We start from the raw sequence: 16545 nt of genomic DNA, 5'->3' as shown, positions 1-16545 counted from the left end.
AAATCATGTTTGGTGACGATGGCGGAGGGGTTCCACGCGTACCCATCCCGAACACGAACGTTAAGTCCTCCAGCGCCAATGGTACTTGGACCGCAGGGTCCCGGAAGAGTAGGACGTCGCCAAGCAAACACTGCCCACTGATGATTTCATCGGTGGGTTTTGTTTTATCGTTTTAACGGTTTAGAAATAACAAGCCATTGATCGGAATAGATCAATGGCTTTACTGTTATTGGCCTGTAATATTTTTAACTACACTGTCCACGGATTGGTTAAACTGTTGATATGCTTCACTTTCTACCCATTGCTTAAATGTTTCAAGGTTTGCACTATTGATTACTTCTTGTACTGATGTATTAAATTCGACTCCAAGTTGATCCCAACTAATTGCTGAAGTTAGATTTTGATATTCCTGTCTTAATGGTTCGATCATTTCATTAAAGGTCTGTTCTGTGGCTGTTGTGTATATTCGATCAATTTCCGTCGTTATGTTGGCTACACTTTGAATAGATTGCGCACCTTCTTGTATTACTTTCGTACCTTCTTCAATCGCTTGTTTTCCCTCTTGTATTGTTTGATCTACCAGGCCGCAGCCACTAAGTAGAAGTACACCCAGTGTCACACATAAAAACCTCTTTTTCATGAATAGAATCCTCCTTATATATCACTATATCCAGTAATACGTATTTTTTGCTTAATGGACTCATTTTCAGAATCAATAATACAGATCATATCATTATTTTTTGATGTGGAGCTAATGTTTATAATTGTTATGGTGTCTTTGTTTCCTTGACACGCTATAGAGCCTCTGCTAATATGGGCATAATATCTAAGTGCCTATAGACAAAATAAAACCTTTGTTTTCGCTGAAAAGACAACAGTTATGAGGTAAAAAGGATTAGGAAAAGGGAGGGACTTCTTCTGTGTGGGAGTCTAAATTTGTAAAAGAAGGTTTAACGTTTGACGATGTATTGCTAGTTCCACGTAAATCAAGTGTACTACCTAAAGAGACAAGCGTTGCTACTCGTTTGAGTAACAATGTTAAACTCAATATCCCTTTGATTAGTGCGGGTATGGATACGGTAACGGAAGCTCCGCTTGCTATTGCTATCGCACGTGAGGGTGGTATGGGTATTATTCATAAGAACATGTCGGTTGAACAGCAAGCCGAAGAAGTGGATCGTGTAAAGCGCTCAGAGAGCGGTGTTATTACAAATCCATTCTCCTTGTCCGCTGAACATTCTGTTGCGGATGCAGATAAATTAATGGGCAAATTCCGTATTTCGGGTGTTCCCATCGTTGATGAAAACAACAAGCTTGTTGGTATCATTACGAACCGTGATATGCGTTTTGTTGCTGATTACAGCATCGCCATCAAAGATGTAATGACACAAGACAACCTAGTTACGGCTGCAGTTGGCACGACGTTGGAACAAGCTCAAGTTATATTACAAGAGCATAAAATTGAGAAACTCCCGTTGGTGGATGAGGATAATATCCTTAAAGGTCTTATTACGATTAAAGATATTGAAAAAGCAATTCAATATCCTAACGCTGCTAAAGATGCACAAGGGCGCTTGCTCGTAGGAGCAGCAGTTGGTATTTCAGGCGATACGTTTGATCGTGCGGAAGCATTAGTACAAGCTGGTGTTGATGCTATTGTTGTCGATTCTGCGCATGGTCATCATATTAACATTTTAGATGCGGTTCGTAACCTGCGTGCACGCTACCCAGAGCTTACGATTATTGCTGGTAACGTGGCTACTGGTGAAGGTACTCGTGACTTGATCGAAGCAGGTGCTTCTGTTGTTAAGGTCGGTATTGGACCAGGTTCTATTTGTACAACTCGTATTATCGCTGGTATCGGTGTTCCTCAAATTACAGCAATCTATGATTGCGCAACGGTTGCCCGTGAACTTGGAATTCCAATTATCGCAGATGGCGGTATTAAATATTCTGGTGACATTACGAAAGCTCTAGCTGCTGGCGGTAGCGCAGTTATGTTGGGTAGCTTGCTTGCTGGTACAGAAGAAAGCCCAGGTGAGTCTGAAATTTATCAAGGACGCAGCTACAAAGTTTATCGTGGTATGGGTTCCCTTGGTGCAATGAAAAAAGGCTCTAAGGATCGTTACTTCCAAGACAGCAGCAATGAGAAGAAACTCGTTCCAGAAGGAATCGAGGGTCGTGTTGCTTACAAGGGTCCATTGGCAGATACAATTCACCAACTTATTGGTGGTTTGAAAGCTGGTATGGGCTACTGCGGTACGGAGAACTTGGAGCAATTGCAGAATGATACACACTTCGTTCGTATTTCAGGTGCAGGATTGCGTGAAAGCCATCCGCATGATGTTCAAATTACGAAGGAAGCTCCTAACTATTCTTACTAATAACAATACATTTCATTAACAGTCTAGCGTTTATGGTTATGAGATGTTAGATACGAATTATTGGAAGACAGGGTATGCTTACCCTGTCTTTTTTCGTGCTATCGGCTGTGATAGAATAGGGAATAGGTTCAATCTTGGAAGGAGTTAATAAAGTGTCTAATATAAACCAAACAAGTACAAAACGTCCACGTTGGAAACGCGCTGTTGCATTGGCGACAGCTTTGCACATATTGTCTTACACAATGCTGCCATCTGTAGGGATGGTCGCAGCTGAACAAGCTGCTCAGAAAGAGGTTAAAGCTTCAACAACTCCAGCTACGACGAGTGCGAAGTCTACAGAGGCAGCAAAAAACATGGGTGCTTCTCTGAAGACAAAGCTTAATCTTGATGTTTCTTCTGCGATTATTGTGGAAGCGAGTACAGGACAAGTTTACGCAGAATATCAAGCGGATACTGCACTGCCGCCTGCTAGTATGACGAAGATGATGACAGAGTATATCGTCATGGAGAAAATTAAAGCCGGTGAGCTGTCTTGGGACACGGTAGTAACTACGACTGAGCATGCATCATTGACAGAAGGATCCCGTATTTTCCTAGCTAAAGGGGATCAACATACTGTTGAAGAATTGTATATTGCGATGGCGATTGGATCTGCTAACGATGCAACAGTAGCATTGGCAGAGCACATTTCACAGAGCGAAAAACAGTTCGTAAAATTAATGAATGAGACTGCAAAACGTCTTGGCATGGAGGATACGCACTATATTAACTCAACCGGTCTAGGAAAGGCGGACATGCCTGAGAAATATCAGCCTACTGGCAATGAGGAGACAGTGATGTCTGCACGAGACGTAGCTAAGCTAGTTCGTGCAATCGTGGTTGAGCATCCCGAATTTAGTAAATATACAACGATCCAACAACATAAATTCCGTGAACGAGACACGGCTCCAATCATCAATTTGAACTGGATGCTCGAAGCGAATAAAGATGTAACGAATTTCCGTCAATATGCTTATGAGGGTTTAGATGGGATGAAGACAGGCTTTACGGATGAAGCAAAGTATACGTTCGCTGGAACTGCTGAACGCAATGGTATGCGCCTTATTACAGTAGTTATGGGTGCGCCTACCAAAGCAGCACGTTTCACTGAAACGAAAAAGCTGTTGGATCATGGCTTTAAGCATATTGAACTTAAGCAAGTAATCGGTCCTAAGCAAGTGGTTACTGGTGCTGAGACGGCTCCGATTAAGAGCGGTGTAGAAACTGAAGTTCCAGTCGTAACGGAGAAAGATGTTGCCTTTGTTGTGGACAAGGGTGCCAAGTTCGATGCAAAGAACTTGAAACAAGAGGTGAAGTTGATTCCTGAAGATCAGCTTGAGGCGCCAATTAAGCAAGGTCAGAAGGTAGGTACGGTTACGTATACGTACAAAGGAACAGCAGGAGAAGAGCAGCAAACCGTAAACTTGATCGCTTCTGAGGAAGTAGAAAAAGGAAGCTGGTGGCGTTTGTTCTTCCGCGGCATTAAAAACTTCTTTGTTGATCTTTTCAACTCTATCGGTAGTTTATTCTAATTTAAATTCAATATAGATATGCAGTTTCCAAAATAAACAGGCGCTCTAATTCCGACAAAAGCGGTTGCCTATGCAAACGTCATACGGTACAATTAGTGGGTAAAATGTGTAAATCGCGTATATCGCAAAGATGCTTATAATATTGGGGGTTGCAGGAGACATGGCAAACGTTGAAACAGGTACATTTCGAGTAAAACGTGGTATGGCTGAAATGCAAAAGGGTGGCGTCATTATGGACGTCATGAATGCTGAGCAAGCAAAAATAGCTGAAGCGGCTGGTGCTGTTGCTGTAATGGCATTAGAGCGTGTACCTTCGGATATTCGTGCAGCAGGCGGCGTTGCCCGTATGGCGGACCCGACAATTATCGAGGAAGTCATGAAAGTTGTCTCCATCCCGGTTATGGCTAAAGCTCGTATAGGACACTATGTTGAAGCTAAAGTACTGGAATCGCTTGGTGTAGACTACTTGGATGAGTCTGAAGTATTGACGCCAGCAGATGAAGTATTCCATATTGATAAGCATGAATTTACAGTGCCTTTCGTATGCGGTGCGAAAGATTTGGGTGAAGCTTTGCGTCGTATCAGCGAAGGAGCGGCTATGCTTCGTACGAAGGGTGAGCCTGGAACAGGTAACATTGTAGAAGCTGTTCGTCATATGCGTCTTATTAATAGCCAAATTCGCAAAGTACAAAACTTGTCGAAGGATGAGTTGTATGCAGAAGCGAAAAATTTGGGCGTATCTTATGATTTATTGAAGGATGTTAGTGAAGCAGGTAAGCTGCCTGTTGTTAACTTTGCTGCAGGCGGAGTAGCTACACCAGCTGACGCAGCTTTGATGATGCACTTAGGAGCGGATGGCGTATTTGTTGGTTCTGGTATTTTCAAATCAGACAGCCCTGAGAAATTCGCACGCGCGATCGTTGAAGCTACAACGCATTATACGGATTATGAGTTGATTGCTAATGTATCGAAGAACTTGGGTGCACCGATGAAAGGTATCGAGATTTCCAAGCTTTCTCCTGCTGAGCGTATGCAGGATCGCGGCTGGTAATCGACAACTTCTTAAGAGCATTTCGCGGAAAGAAGGTTGTACCTATGAAGCAGATAAAAATCGGGGTACTTGCTCTGCAAGGGGCAGTAGCTGAGCATATTCGAAGCCTTGAGTCTGCGGGTGCGGAAGCTGTAGCGATTAAGTGGCCGCATGAGTTGGATGATCTGGACGGCTTAGTTATTCCAGGCGGTGAGAGTACGACTATTGGCAAGCTGATGCGTCGCTACAATTTTATTGAAGCGATCCGTCAATTTTCTGCACAGCAGAAGCCGATTTTTGGCACATGTGCGGGACTTATCGTTGTAGCTCAGCATATCGAAAGCAATCATGGCACAGAAGAGCCGCACCTTGCTCTAATGGATATTCGAGTGAGACGCAATGCATTCGGTCGCCAACGTGAAAGCTTTGAGACGGATTTGCAGGTGAAAGGCATTGATAGCCCTGTACGAGCGGTATTTATACGTGCGCCACTCATAGAGTCTGTTGGTGAGCACGTTGATGTTATTTGTGAAGCTAATGGTGAGATGGTGGCTGCTAGACAGGGACACTTGCTCGTTTGTTCATTCCATCCGGAATTGACAGAAGATTCACGTATGCATCATTATTTTGTGCAGATGGCTGCACAATCATTGCAGATGAACCGCTAGTCGCTAACGAATGAGATTCTTTGAATAGCATATATATTGAAACGGTATGTTTCTAAAAAGGCACCTTGATCATTCATTCCATTGCGGAATGTGATTAGGGTGTTTTTTCTAATTTTTCGTTTATTCTTATTCTTGTTCTACCACTTGTGTCATTGTTAACTCGTTCTAGAGTATATAGAACGTAATTTAATTAATTGAATAATGATGAGGGTTAAATTATGTTGATGTAAGTTTTTTCTTGTAAGTTGAACCTAATGAATTGCTCGAGAATATTTCCTTGATGGAGGGACAAGTGCTATAATGAACTAGCACAATTCACCTGCGCTACTGATATTTATGTGAAATAAAGCGTGGGGAAGAGAAGCAGCTTAGCTGGGATTGAATCCAGAGAAGTTCAATATATTTACATTTAAAAATTGAGATATACGCGCATATGTGCTTTTTATACCTGTAGGAGGGATTACCCGTGTTAGATATTAAGCGATTACGTACCGAGTTCGAAAGCGTGGAGCAAGCGTTGAAGAACCGTGGGGCTTCACCAGAGATGATTGCAGCATTCCCTGAATTAGATACAAAGCGTCGTGAGATGCTCCAAGAGACAGAGCAATTAAAAAATCGTCGTAACGTTGTATCTCAGGAAGTAGCGAAGCTTAAGAAAGCTGGCCAGCCTGCTGAGGATGTCATCACTGAGATGAGAGAAGTTGGTGATCGAATCAAAGGTTTGGACGAGCAAATCCGCGAAGTGGAACAGCAAATGGATGAGCTGTTGCTTGCTATTCCTAATGTTCCTCATGAATCTGTACCAGTTGGATTGTCAGAAGATGAAAATGTAGAGCTTCGCCGCTGGATGGAACCAACAGCATTTACCTTTAAACCAAGAGAGCATTGGGATTTGGCTACTGAACTAGGGATGCTGGATTTTGAAAGCGCATCGAAGGTAACAGGATCTCGCTTTGTATTTTATAAAAATGCAGGTGCTCGCTTAGAGCGTGCTTTGATTAGCTTTATGCTGGATGTTCATGCAGAGGATCATGGCTATGAGGAAATGCTTCCTCCAATGATCGTTAACCGTGATAGTTTGTATGGTACAGGTCAACTACCAAAGTTTGAAGAGGATCTATTCAAAATTCAAGGAACCGATTATTATTTGATTCCTACGGCTGAGGTTCCTGTAACGAACTATCATCGTGAGGAAATTTTAAATAACGATGTTTTACCGAAAAAATATACTGCCTACAGCTCTTGCTTCCGTTCTGAGGCTGGCTCCGCAGGCCGCGATACACGTGGTCTCATTCGTCAACACCAGTTCAATAAGGTTGAGCTTGTGAAGATCGTAAGACCTGAAGATTCATATGCAGAGCTAGAAACGCTAACACAGCACGCAGAGCGTATTTTGCAGCTGTTGAAGCTCCCGTATCGTGTAATGAGCCTGTGCTCTGGTGATATCGGCTTCAGTTCTGCGAAGACGTATGATCTTGAAGTATGGCTTCCAAGTAGCGATAGCTACCGTGAAATTTCGTCTTGTTCTAACTTCGAAGATTTCCAAGCACGCCGCGCGAATATTCGCTTCCGTCGTGACACGAAGTCTAAACCGGAGTTTGTCCATACGTTGAACGGTTCTGGATTGGCGATTGGTCGTACGGTTGCTGCGATTATGGAGAATTACCAACAGGAAGACGGATCAATTGTTATCCCTGAAGTATTGCGTCCTTATATGCGCGGTGCGGAAGTAATTCAAAAATAATTACATTTTTAAGATACTATCGCTTGCATATTTTAAATGCAGTGTGCTATAATAATGATTGTCCGATATTAAGTCGGCCAATCATATACGGAGAGGTACCGAAGCGGTCATAACGGGGCGGTCTTGAAAACCGTTAGAGTGCAAGCTCACGTGGGTTCGAATCCCACCTTCTCCGCCATAACCTTTCTAATGACACAGCCTGTTGAGCAAATGCTCGGCAGGCTGTTTTTGCATTTTCTCCTATAACAATCCCGCCCTTAAACCTTCATCTTCAATGTACTTTCTACTGCATGAAATACCAAGTGACGAATAGATTGCCTGCCTGATACAAACATTAACTACAAACTTTAAACTTTCCACATGCAATCGGTAGGGATGATGTAAAAGACAGGGGATGATTGGCTGTGTTCAAATCACTATTTGGAGTACTGCAGAAGGTAGGTAAAGCACTCATGCTGCCTGTTGCAATCCTGCCTGCGGCCGGTATTTTGCTTGGTATAGGTAATGCGCTCAGTAACCCAGATCTCATTGCACGAATGCCAGCACTTGCAGGTCCATTTTGGATGACGGTGTCCAGTGTAATGGAACAATCAGGCGGAATTGTATTCGACAATTTATCGCTCTTATTCGCTGTAGGGGTGGCAATTGGGCTCGCTGGTGGAGATGGTGTTGCAGGATTAGCTGCGACCATCGGATATTTTGTAATGAATGTGACTATGAAGGTTATCATGAATGTTACACCAGAGTTAGTTAAGAGTGACTTTTCATATGCCATATTACAGGGGGTACCAACGCTTCAAACGGGTGTTTTCGGGGGTATCATCATCGGTATATTGGCGGCATCTTTGTATAAACGATTTTATAATATTGAGCTGCCTTCCTATTTAGGCTTTTTTGCAGGTAAACGCTTTGTACCGATTATTACAGCGGTGAGCTCCTTATTATTAGGTATATTGCTGACTTTTATTTGGCCGCCTATCCAAACAGGCTTAAATACATTTTCCCATTCTCTACTGGATTCAAACCTTGCTGTGGCCGCGTTTATTTTTGGTATATGCGAGAGGGCACTCATTCCCTTTGGGCTGCACCATATTTTTTACTCGCCGTTTTGGTTTGAGTTTGGTCAATATGTAAATAGCGCAGGGGAGCTGGTAAGAGGTGATCAAAAAATTTTCTTTGCCCAGCTTAAGGATGGAGTAGAGCTAACGGCAGGTACATTTATGACAGGTAAATTCCCATTTATGATGTTTGGGCTGCCAGCAGCGGCGCTTGCGATGTACCACGAGGCCAGACCTGAGAATAAAAAGCTTGTCGCAGGATTGATGGGTTCAGCGGCGCTGACGTCTTTTTTAACGGGTATTACGGAACCTTTAGAATTCTCCTTCTTATTTATTGCACCATTATTGTTTGCTGTTCACGTTCTATTTGCAGGTTTGTCGTTCCTAGTCATGCATTTGTTACATGTAAAAATAGGGATGACCTTCTCCGGTGGTGTAATTGACTACATGCTGTTTGGTGTATTGCAAAATCGAACGCCATATTGGCTCGTTATTCCTGTTGGCTTAGCGCTTGCGGTCATTTACTACATCGTCTTCCGCGTGGCGATACGCAAGTTTAATTTACGGACGCCAGGAAGAGAAGAGCCGAAGGCAGAATCCACATCAGGAGTAGGAAAGGCAAATACAGAAGAGCTACCGGGGAACATCCTGCATGCTTTGGGTGGAAAAGATAATATTGCTTCACTGGATGCTTGTATTACAAGGCTTCGCGTACAGGTAAAGGATAAAGAAGATGTGGATAAGGACCGCTTAAAGGAGCTGGGAGCCTCCGGAGTACTTGAAGTGGGCAATAATGTTCAAGCTATATTTGGAACACGCTCAGAGACAATTAAGCATCAAATTCATGAGATTATAAATGCAGAGGACATGGAGCTGGAAGATAAAAAATAAATATGACAAGTCGTTCAGCTACATGAGCTGAAGATAAGTGGTTTGTAAATGCAGCCTCTTTTTTATCAATAAATAACTAAGTACTTTGTATAAAAAGGCTTGTTCGTCCACACAATGTAATTGAACTCAGTGGAGGTGTTGGTTCATGAGTAGAGAAGGAGTCATTCCTGTCCAACAGGACGTTTTGGTGCAAGCTTGGCAGCAAACGCTGCCTACGACGTTAAATCCGTCGGATAAGGCTACGGTAAATGCTGATGAGGCGGATCCGAGTGGCCTACGCATTCATATTGATACAGCGGGAAGACAAGAGTATTCATTCGACTTTTCGTGTTCTTACTTGGATCCTCGTGAAGTCCGGGTACAGTTGATCGATGTAGAGCGTGATGGACAAAATGTAGGTGAGCACACACCAGTCATTCAGGAGCTGGCACAGAACTATGTGCGTCAGATTCACGAGTGTGCTCAGACACTGCAGAGTATTACCCATACGCGTACCGCAAATGATGGTGATTACCACGTGCATTAATGGAATCAGGAGGAGCAATCATGACTCAAGCGAAAAATCATGTAGATAAGAACTTGTCTAATGTTGTGAGCAGGCTGGAAGAAGAGGCTGTAAATAGTCATCATGCTCAACAATTACAGCAAGATCACGACGACAGACGTCATCAAGATGAATTGAATCATGACAGCCCCGCATCAGATTCGCGTTAGAGAGGAGCTAATACGATGGCTGGTAAATCAAAAGCAGTACCTGTGCCAGAAGCACAGTCCCAACAGAAGCAGCATCATTCAGGTGGCGATCATGGAGCGTTGCAAGAGCCGTTGTCTGGCTCTAAAAAAGTTAAGAGCAAAAATCATGTTTCTCACAATAATCCAGAGGGCTAGATAAACCAATTCAGCAGCTTCCCTGTAATTTATCCACAAATGGATAAACAGGGAGCTGTTTTTTCATATTTTTTCATAGTCGATGCGCCTATCCCTGTAATCCGTTATAATAATTGTACATAGATGAAAAGGGGTGGCCTTTTGTCCAACACTAAAGTTAATAAACAGAAAGCAGATTCTTCGATGCCGACGCCTAAGCCGGTGCATCAACATTCGAAAACGAGGATAGGAAAAATACTGCAGCGCGTCTTTTTCGTTACACTAGGCGCAGTACTTATGGCGGTCAGCCTAGAGCTATTCCTTGTGCCGAATCAAATGACAGATGGCGGTATTGCAGGTATTTCAATCATTTTGTCTTATTTAACTGACGTACCCTTGGGTGTGTACTTATTCTTGCTCAATCTTCCGTTCCTCATTATCGGTTACAAGCAGATTGGTAAGACGTTTGCCTTATCCACATTGCTTGGAATATCCGTTATGTCCGTAAGTACGATCCTCCTGCACAATGTAGAACCATTCGTAACAAATAGTTTCCTGGCTGTTGTATACGGAGGTATGATTCTCGGAATCGGTGTTGGTCTCGTGATTCGTTTTGGTGGTTCACTGGATGGAACAGAAATCGTAGCTATTTTATTTGATAAGCGCTCGCCGTTCTCGGTTGGAGAAACGGTTATGATCTTTAACTTGTTCATTATGGTGCTAGCGGGCTTCGTGTTTGGCTGGCAAGAAGCGATGTACTCGCTACTTGCTTATTATATTGCCTTTAAAATGATTGATATTACCATTGAAGGTCTTAATGATTCCAAGTCTGTTTGGATTATTAGCGACAATTACAAGGAAATCGGGGATGCGCTGCTGCATCGTCTTGGACGTGGTGTTACGTACCTAAATGGAGAAGGTGGCTTCTCAGGGGATGACAAGAAGGTCATCTTCACGGTCATTACGCGTCTGGAAGAGGCGAAGCTGAAGACCATTGTCGAAGAGTTGGATGAGCAAGCTTTCCTTGCTATTGGAAATATCCATGATGTTAAAGGCGGCAGGTTCAAGAAGAAAGATATTCATTAGAATCACATCTATTAGAGATAATCTAGATAAAGAGGTATCTTCGTTGTTCGGATGAACAGAGAGGTACCTCTTTGTTATTTTAACTCGTTTAGGTACGTATTTTGCGTATTTGAAGGGAGGGGAGTTTATATTTGTAAAATAATATGTTTTTGTAATATTTTAGATTTGTCTATCTTGTAAAACTGAGGCTAGTACAGCGAAATAGGGACAATAGTCCCTAAATTTCACAAAAAAATATTCAAAAAGACGGTTTTCTTTTTAGGTAAATTAGGGTAAAATCTAATGGGCATAAAGAGATGCTGATGAATTAGATACTTTATAAGGATGGGAGATCTGATTGTGAATAAAAAATGGATGAAGAGCACACTTGTGCTTCTATTTGCAATGACGTTAGTAATTGCTGGTTGTGGTCAGAAGGAAAGCCCTGCGGCTGCTTCTAAGACTGCTATGCAGAAAATGACTGAAATGAAGAGCTACGGCTTTGAAACAACAGTAAAGGTTAATGACCTTCAGCTTCCTCCGTCAATGCTGCAAAGTGATCCAAGCGCAGCAATGGTGGTTCAAATGTTGAAAAATGCTAGTCTTTCTGTGAGCGGTAAAATGCAAAATGAGCCGGTTCAAGTTGAAATGGATCTAGATGTAAAATTGGAAGGCGACTTGGCAATGAGCTTCAAGCTTCCAATTATGATGAATAGCGAGAAAATGTATATGAAGGTTCCGAATCTTCCGATCCCTGCTTTCCCAGCGCAATTAACTGATAAGTATATCGAAATGGATATGAAGGAACTAGCTAAAGAAGCAGGTCAAGATATTTTGCCTACAGCAAAAGATGTAGAACTTATGAACAAGTTCTACAATGATGTGTATACAAGTTTCGTGGCTAAGTTTGATGAGAAAACATTCTTCTCTGATGTAGCTGTGAAGGATGCGAAGCTTCCTGCAGATATCGATGCGAAGCAAGTTGTGAAGTTCTCCATTACGAATGAAAATGTTGATCAAGCAGCGAACACGCTTGTAAAAGATGCTTTGCCAGCATTGCTTGATGTAGTGGCGAAGCCTGAGTACAAAAAGTTGCTTGGCGGCGAAATGACAGCAGCAGAGGTAGAGCAAGCGAAGAAAGAACTTAAAGCACTTACAGATGGTGACCTGAAAAAAGGCTTAGAAGAAATGAAAAAAGCGGTTAAGATCAATGACATCAGCTTCACTACAGCAATTGATAAAGACGGCTACCCTGTGTTCACTTCATTTGTCATTAACGTTGATCTAACAAATGAAGGCGAAACAATGAAAATTGGTGCTCAAATCGATTCGAAGTTGAAAGATATCAACAAGAAGCAAGAATTCAAGCCAGCACCAAAGGATACAATTACAATGGAAGAGTTGGAAGCAGGTAACTTCTAATATAGCTCTCATACAATCATATACTGATTACGTTAAAAGCTTCGGTTATTCTATAGAATAACTGAAGCTTTTTTTCGACTATAGAGCACTTCTTGTGATTGTGGCGAGAACTGGTTCAAACTATTCCCATAGAAAGAGGGGATGCCACTTTACAGTTTTATGGTAAAATCGTTTATCAATATTAGTTTAGAAAAGTGACGAAAAAAATCATACATAATCATCTGCCCAACCTATTTACAAATTATTGAAACAACGTAAAATACCTTTAAGGCAACTCTATTTCGTAATCTAGCTATTTTTCTTTTATATCCTGTGTACGTGTTAGTGAATATATGGGTAATAAATCGTACTGTGAAAAGTAGCAAGTTAATATAAGTGAAGGAGTGGGTGATAAGGATGAAATGCTCACTGCTGAAGCAACTGGATGAGCTTCGTGCGAAGCTGTATGAGGTAGCTCTCCATTGTGAAGTGCTGACTGACCCACGTGTCTTGCGTATTAGTGAGGAGACCGATCAGGTCATTGTCAGGTATTATCAACATCAAAGAGAGCATAAGCAGGCGGTTGTACAGACCTAGTCCATTACGGGCTAGGTCTGTTGTTTTCTTTTATTGCGCAATTTACGGAAGAATGAAATAAGTAGTGAAGCGCATTCCTCTTTTAAAATACCTTCTATTACTTCCGATTGGTGATTGAAGCGAGACTCCTGAAGCAGATTCATGAGCGTACCTGCACATCCAGCTTTGGGATCTGTTGTTCCATACACGATTCGCGGTATACGTGACTGTACGATAGCGCCAGCGCACATAGGGCAAGGTTCTAACGTGACATATAAGGTACAGTCCAATAGGCGCCAAGCTTGCAGGTGTTCGCTTCCTTCGCGAATGGCAATCATCTCTGCATGAGCAGTAGAATCATGTGTGGTTTCCCGAAGATTAAAGCCTCTCCCGATTATGGCACCTTCATGAACAAGGATAGCACCTATAGGCACTTCACCTATTGTCTCTGCTTTGTTCGCTTCTTCTATAGCTAGTCTCATCCAATATTCGTGATCGTCCATTCGATCAGGAGGTAAAGGATTGGAGGGATGTAAGGTCATGCGATTATTTCCTTCTTTCTATTAGCAGATATGCCTCATCGTATAGGTCTATATTATCAAAAATTTGCAGGTGATTCGACATAGACTAGGTCTTATGCACCGAACAAACATTCGTTGTTAACACAATGTTAATAAACCTGTGCATAAGTGGCTGTTTATCCACAGGTTTATGCACATATTATCCCTAATCCACACAAACTGTGAATAACTTGTTGATAACAACTTTAATTGTAGGTAACATATCGATCAATTGCAACTCTTTATACACAAATGAGCTTTATAGAAATCGATAGACAAATAGGGGTGGACTAGGTATGATCATAGTTGTTCCATAATAAACCATAATAATTTTATCGTGATTGTGTTGTATTCAGAGGTGAATTATGCGGTTATCGATTAAAGGCAAGCTTTCATTATCTATCTCATGCACTGTACTGGTTGCATTGCTGCTTCACATGGTACTTAACTATTATACTACGAAGACAAAGCTTATTGACGCGTTGGAAGACCAGATGGCGGCGATAACACAGCAAATATCGCTATCTGTTGAACAAGCATATGAGACCGAGCGAGTAATAGACGACTTATTAGCTATGCAGTTGTACACGGACTCATTATATATTAACGCACGTCTACCTGTTGATATAGAACAGATTAGTAGTGAGCAGCTGAAGGAAATAAGTCAGGAACTAGGTATCGCTCATATTTCCCTTTTACAAAAGACCCCTGATGGCAGCGATATTGTTATTGTAAAATCATCAGATCCTAAAGAAATCGGTTTGTCTACAAAGGGCTGGAGATTTTGGTACACCGCCATGCAAGAGCTATTTGATCAGCGAGAGGTCACAGTAAGCCAAGGCCAGAAGTTCAAAAATTTCTGGTCAGGTCCATTTGCTGCTTCCACATCAGATCCCCAATATGATGATAAATGGGGATATTATTACGATGGTTCACGGGATTATATGCTCAATCCCTTCATTCGTAATAATAACTTGGAATCTGCTTTACAAATTACGAGGCCAGATACGGTTATCAAGCAAACGCTGAAGATGCAGCAAAATTTGCTGGAAGTTACCGCCTTCAACCCAATAACGTTTGATAAACCCCCTGTAATAACAGAACGCAGTGATGGTATTCGTTACATTAAAGTCGAGGATCAGCCGATCAAGTTCGGCTCTCATCTCTTCAAGCATCAGGAGGACAAGCTTCATATTCAAACAGCATCAGCCGGTGAGCCTGTATTTATACAGACGAATATTCAAGGTATGAATGTAATGAAGAGCTACGTTTCCATTGAAATGGATGGGAAGTCTCCGTATGTGCTCGGAATTGTGATGGATGCGGAGCCTCTTCTTGCTACGTTGCATGAACAATTGATGCACAATATTGCAATTGGGCTAGTGCTTATTGAGATTGTGTTAGTTGGTTCGTATATTCTTGCGGGGACGTTCATTCGTCCACTGCAGTTTATTCTGCAAAAGGTTAATATGATGGCAGTCGGTCAGTTCCACAGCCCTCTGAAGATTGACCGCAATGATGAACTAGGTACATTAGCCTCGAGAGTCAACCTAATGGCAGATAATCTGGAGCAATCCACGACAAGGCTTCGTTCCTTATATGAAGAAAATCGAGCGATGAAGGAGCAATTGGAATCCTTTATTAATCAATCGACAGATGCAATTCATGTTATGGACTTGAATGGGAAGCTGGAGCGAATGAATCAAGCTTTCGTTGATATGTTTGGGTGGCCGCAGGAGGAACTATTAGGCAAGCCGCTGCCTAATATACCACCAATGCTTAGTGAATCACATAGCGAAGTAGAGCGGCAGTTGCTAGCTGGACGGGCGACTGGAGCACTTGAGACACAGCGGCTTACGAAAGATGGTCGGTTGTTAGAGGTGAGTGTTAGTACATCTCCTATCTATGATGAGTACGGCAATTGTATAGCGTGGGCAAGTATTACTAGGGATATTACGAATCGTAAGCGGATGGAGGAGTTGCTGCGGCGCTCTGAGAAGTTGACAACGGTAGGGCAACTTGCTGCGGGGGTCGCTCATGAGATTCGTAATCCGCTTACTACGCTGAAGGGATTTTTACAGCTTCAACAGCAGACACACAAAATGAATGAATATCATACGGATATGATGCTGTCTGAGTTGGATCGAATTAATTTAATTGTCAGTGAGTTTTTAATTTTATCCAAACCACAAGCTGTACGCTTCATGGAGCAGGATCTTCGTGTCATTCTAAGTGAAGTTCAATCATTACTGGATAGCCAGGCTCATTTACATAATATTGAGTTCACTACGCACTTCGATGACGTACCGTTAGTGCTATGCGAGGAAAATCAATTAAAGCAAGTATTTATCAATGTAATTAAAAATGGTATAGAAGCGATGCCGACAGGTGGCGATATGGTCATAAGGCTTGAGAAGCTTAATGAGGATTACGTTCGAATTAGCATTCAGGACTTTGGGGTAGGTATACCACCTGAGCATTTGGGGCGCCTTGGAGATCCTTTCTTTACGAACAAGGAGAAGGGAACAGGGCTAGGCCTCATGGTTTCACAACGAATCATTTATAATCACCGTGGAACGATGGAGATTACTAGTGAAGAGCATGTAGGTACGATTGTTAAGATCGTACTTCCAACAGCGCATATGACGTCTCAGTACTTGTCGGAAGAGCAGGTACAGCTCCAGATTCGATAGTGGGTTGATAGGTGTCTAGGAATGGCGAATGCATGCT

15 protein-coding genes, 1 tRNA gene and 1 rRNA gene are annotated in these 16545 nt (G+C 42.3%); 15 read left to right on the top strand and 2 right to left on the bottom strand.

The window, feature by feature from the left end; all coding sequences use genetic code 11:
• Positions 1-8 precede the first annotated feature (8 nt).
• A 5S ribosomal RNA gene (rrf, locus tag NQ117_RS23115) occupies positions 9-125 on the top strand.
• A 101-nt stretch (positions 126-226) separates the two neighbouring features.
• Here the strand turns inward: rrf and NQ117_RS23110 are convergent.
• Positions 227-640 carry a hypothetical protein gene (locus NQ117_RS23110; RefSeq protein ID WP_258280376.1) on the bottom strand — a complete coding sequence of 138 codons (414 nt, stop codon included), beginning with the start codon at positions 638-640 and terminating at the stop codon, positions 227-229.
• A 280-nt stretch (positions 641-920) separates the two neighbouring features.
• Between NQ117_RS23110 and guaB the strand changes: the two genes are divergently transcribed.
• The 13 genes from guaB to NQ117_RS23045 all read left to right on the top strand — a co-directional run bounded on the left by guaB (position 921) and on the right by NQ117_RS23045 (position 13276).
• Positions 921-2384 (top strand): IMP dehydrogenase, encoded by a 1464-nt coding sequence (gene guaB, locus NQ117_RS23105; RefSeq protein ID WP_258280375.1) that lies wholly within the window; start codon positions 921-923, stop codon positions 2382-2384.
• 152 nt (positions 2385-2536) lie between these two features.
• Positions 2537-3955 carry a D-alanyl-D-alanine carboxypeptidase family protein gene (locus tag NQ117_RS23100; protein ID WP_258280374.1) on the top strand — a complete coding sequence of 473 codons (1419 nt, stop codon included), beginning with the start codon at positions 2537-2539 and terminating at the stop codon, positions 3953-3955.
• A gap of 160 nt (positions 3956-4115) precedes the next feature.
• Positions 4116-5006, top strand: a complete 891-nt coding sequence (gene pdxS, locus NQ117_RS23095; protein ID WP_258280373.1) for a pyridoxal 5'-phosphate synthase lyase subunit PdxS — start codon at positions 4116-4118, stop codon at positions 5004-5006.
• Between the two features lie 53 nt (positions 5007-5059).
• The gene (pdxT, locus tag NQ117_RS23090; RefSeq protein ID WP_309137908.1) at positions 5060-5653 is read left to right on the top strand and encodes a pyridoxal 5'-phosphate synthase glutaminase subunit PdxT; all 594 of its coding nucleotides are present in this window, start codon (positions 5060-5062) and stop codon (positions 5651-5653) included.
• Between the two features lie 466 nt (positions 5654-6119).
• Complete coding sequence (gene serS / locus NQ117_RS23085) at positions 6120-7397, top strand: serine--tRNA ligase (RefSeq protein ID WP_258280371.1); 1278 nt, start codon at positions 6120-6122, stop codon at positions 7395-7397.
• An 89-nt stretch (positions 7398-7486) separates the two neighbouring features.
• Positions 7487-7575, top strand: a tRNA-Ser gene (locus NQ117_RS23080).
• Positions 7576-7801: 226 nt separating this feature from the next.
• On the top strand, positions 7802-9346 hold the full coding sequence (gene ptsG / locus NQ117_RS23075; protein WP_309137907.1) for a glucose-specific PTS transporter subunit IIBC: 1545 nt from the start codon (positions 7802-7804) through the stop codon (positions 9344-9346).
• 145 nt (positions 9347-9491) lie between these two features.
• Positions 9492-9872 (top strand): hypothetical protein, encoded by a 381-nt coding sequence (locus NQ117_RS23070; RefSeq protein ID WP_258280370.1) that lies wholly within the window; start codon positions 9492-9494, stop codon positions 9870-9872.
• A 20-nt stretch (positions 9873-9892) separates the two neighbouring features.
• On the top strand, positions 9893-10060 hold the full coding sequence (locus NQ117_RS23065; protein ID WP_186786242.1) for a hypothetical protein: 168 nt from the start codon (positions 9893-9895) through the stop codon (positions 10058-10060).
• A gap of 15 nt (positions 10061-10075) precedes the next feature.
• The gene (locus NQ117_RS23060; protein WP_258280369.1) at positions 10076-10234 is read left to right on the top strand and encodes a small acid-soluble spore protein P; all 159 of its coding nucleotides are present in this window, start codon (positions 10076-10078) and stop codon (positions 10232-10234) included.
• A gap of 183 nt (positions 10235-10417) precedes the next feature.
• Positions 10418-11299, top strand: a complete 882-nt coding sequence (locus NQ117_RS23055; protein ID WP_258280380.1) for a YitT family protein — start codon at positions 10418-10420, stop codon at positions 11297-11299.
• Between the two features lie 339 nt (positions 11300-11638).
• The gene (locus tag NQ117_RS23050) at positions 11639-12700 is read left to right on the top strand and encodes a hypothetical protein (RefSeq protein ID WP_258280368.1); all 1062 of its coding nucleotides are present in this window, start codon (positions 11639-11641) and stop codon (positions 12698-12700) included.
• A 396-nt stretch (positions 12701-13096) separates the two neighbouring features.
• Entirely contained in the window at positions 13097-13276 is a 180-nt protein-coding gene (locus NQ117_RS23045; protein WP_258280367.1) for an aspartyl-phosphate phosphatase Spo0E family protein, read from the top strand.
• An 11-nt stretch (positions 13277-13287) separates the two neighbouring features.
• Here NQ117_RS23045 and tadA read toward each other — a convergent pair whose 3' ends face one another.
• Complete coding sequence (gene tadA / locus NQ117_RS23040) at positions 13288-13797, bottom strand: tRNA adenosine(34) deaminase TadA (RefSeq protein WP_258280366.1); 510 nt, start codon at positions 13795-13797, stop codon at positions 13288-13290.
• A gap of 383 nt (positions 13798-14180) precedes the next feature.
• On the opposite strand from tadA, the gene NQ117_RS23035 reads away from it, so the two are divergent.
• On the top strand, positions 14181-16508 hold the full coding sequence (locus NQ117_RS23035) for a PAS domain S-box protein (protein ID WP_258280365.1): 2328 nt from the start codon (positions 14181-14183) through the stop codon (positions 16506-16508).
• Positions 16509-16545: the final 37 nt, after the last annotated feature.

It is taken from the genome of Paenibacillus sp. SC116 (assembly GCF_024733555.1).
Taxonomy (GTDB): Bacteria; Bacillota; Bacilli; order Paenibacillales; family Paenibacillaceae; genus Paenibacillus_B.
Note: the sequence above shows the minus strand (reverse complement) of the source record. Positions and strands in the feature narration are given on the sequence as shown.

Excerpts from the sequence above, each read along its gene's own strand:
- NQ117_RS23110 (WP_258280376.1), bottom strand. The coding sequence starts at position 640 with ATGAAAAAGAGGTTTTTATGTGTGACACTGGGTGTACTTCTACTTAGT.
- pdxS (WP_258280373.1), top strand. The coding sequence starts at position 4,116 with ATGGCAAACGTTGAAACAGGTACATTTCGAGTAAAACGTGGTATGGCT.
- NQ117_RS23070 (WP_258280370.1), top strand. The coding sequence starts at position 9,492 with ATGAGTAGAGAAGGAGTCATTCCTGTCCAACAGGACGTTTTGGTGCAA.
- NQ117_RS23065 (WP_186786242.1), top strand. The coding sequence starts at position 9,893 with ATGACTCAAGCGAAAAATCATGTAGATAAGAACTTGTCTAATGTTGTG.
- NQ117_RS23060 (WP_258280369.1), top strand. The coding sequence starts at position 10,076 with ATGGCTGGTAAATCAAAAGCAGTACCTGTGCCAGAAGCACAGTCCCAA.
- NQ117_RS23055 (WP_258280380.1), top strand. The coding sequence starts at position 10,418 with ATGCCGACGCCTAAGCCGGTGCATCAACATTCGAAAACGAGGATAGGA.
- NQ117_RS23045 (WP_258280367.1), top strand. The coding sequence starts at position 13,097 with ATGAAATGCTCACTGCTGAAGCAACTGGATGAGCTTCGTGCGAAGCTG.
- tadA (WP_258280366.1), bottom strand. The coding sequence starts at position 13,797 with ATGACCTTACATCCCTCCAATCCTTTACCTCCTGATCGAATGGACGAT.
- NQ117_RS23035 (WP_258280365.1), top strand. The coding sequence starts at position 14,181 with ATGCGGTTATCGATTAAAGGCAAGCTTTCATTATCTATCTCATGCACT.